This window comes from Streptococcus mitis (genome assembly GCF_009496285.1).
Classification (GTDB): Bacteria; Bacillota; Bacilli; order Lactobacillales; family Streptococcaceae; genus Streptococcus; species Streptococcus mitis_BP.
Genome location: NZ_WIJK01000051.1, coordinates 1 through 1,573, shown reverse-complemented (window position 1 = coordinate 1,573; position 1,573 = coordinate 1). Strand labels below are relative to the sequence as shown.

Genomic DNA, 1,573 nt, shown 5'->3' with positions numbered 1-1,573 from the left:
CTTATATTTCCAGATTCCCTTTTAGAATTTTGCCAAGAACCTGATCATATTTTTCAAAAAAAACTGATGGATCTGATGATGGATCAAGTTAAAAATTTTGAATCAGGTTTTAAAGGCTACCTCACAAATGAAATTAAAAACTTCCCCGAAGTAACTTATAATATTAAATCTCAAAAATTTATAGACAAATTAATAAAATCTGGAGTTTATAATACTGATGAATATTGTAACTTCATCCTGTCATTTAATTATACTCATCTCCCTAATAGTACTGACTTCTTTAACTCCAGAGGAGGTAATAATGTTCATGGAACATTATTAGATAATATAATTTTAGGAATAGATCATCATGACTATCAAGAATTTATGGAGTTCACTAAAACATTCCGTATTATGTCCGAACTCCCACAAGAACCTTTAAAAATTTATGATAATTCTATAGACATCATTAAATTTTACTGACATTCATTAGGTAAAGCCGATTACTCTTATTTCGTTTCAATATTCGATGCCTTTAATATATATAATTCTGATATAGTACTAAAGTTTTATTATGACGACTTCGATTGTCGCTCCCATAAAAAAGAACAAGTTGAAAGAGTTTATAAACTTATCAATCACTATGGAGAAACTTTTGATAATAAAGATCATGGGCAAAATCTACTTCATAAGCTAGTGCTAGAAAAAAGAATTTATGTGTTGAAGATGGAAGATGATGTTTGGTATAGTTAGAGTACTACTTAAAGTTATATAAAATGCACCTATTAGGAATATTTGTGATCAAAGAATTTCTTCATTTGCTGAATGTATTCATAAAGATATTGCATTTGGTTTAAAATAATTTGAATTAAAGGAAAAGATAATGAGAGTTAAAAACATTAGTTGCAATTTTTTTAATAAAGATTTGAATATAGAATTTAATGATAGTTCAAATCATGAAAGTAATACTTATAGCTTGATATTAGGAAATAATGGTTCAGGAAAAAGTACGCTATTTGAAGCTATTTTGAGTTACTATTCGAAAGAGTATACTCGCAAAGATATTAAATGTGAATTAAATGTTGAAGGGAAAATAAAAAAAATTATTTTATCAACTTATTCTCCCTATGATAGGATTAGGGCTCAAGTTTCCAGAAAGAGAAGCAGAGTTTTTTACGAACTTGGAGTTGATAATCAACGTGAAATTTTTGAAGGGGTGGAGGTAATTTATCCCAGTCATTCCTTTAATGAAATTCTTTCATTAGCTAGCAGTTCTTATTTTAAATGTAAGATGAACAATATAGCCCATTTTTCAAAAGTTGAAAAAGAAATATCAAAGTTAATTGGGTTTGATAATGAGTCAATTTATCTATTAATTCAATCTATAAACCAAGCAAAGATTTCAAATTTGTATGCTCAGTCAAGATTTGTTGATGATCCTATCTTACTTGAACTAATCAAAAAACGATTGAAGTATTCTGACCTAGGAGCTGATTCGATAACAAAGAACATAGAGGATATATATGACAAAAAAAATAAAATAATTTCAGATTTAATTATGGAAAATCAGAATGACCGTCTTTTTGCTAAATAT

General features: G+C 27.6%; 2 protein-coding genes. Both read left to right on the top strand.

Annotation, left to right across the window (positions count from 1 at the left end; all coding sequences use genetic code 11):
- Window positions 1-462: hypothetical protein (locus GEZ89_RS09630; protein WP_194251855.1), on the top strand; the 462-nt coding region annotated here is incomplete at its 5' end.
- A 400-nt stretch (window positions 463-862) separates the two neighbouring features.
- Window positions 863-1,573, top strand: a 711-nt coding sequence (locus tag GEZ89_RS09445) for an AAA family ATPase (protein ID WP_153225810.1), incomplete at its 3' end; no start/stop codon positions are given.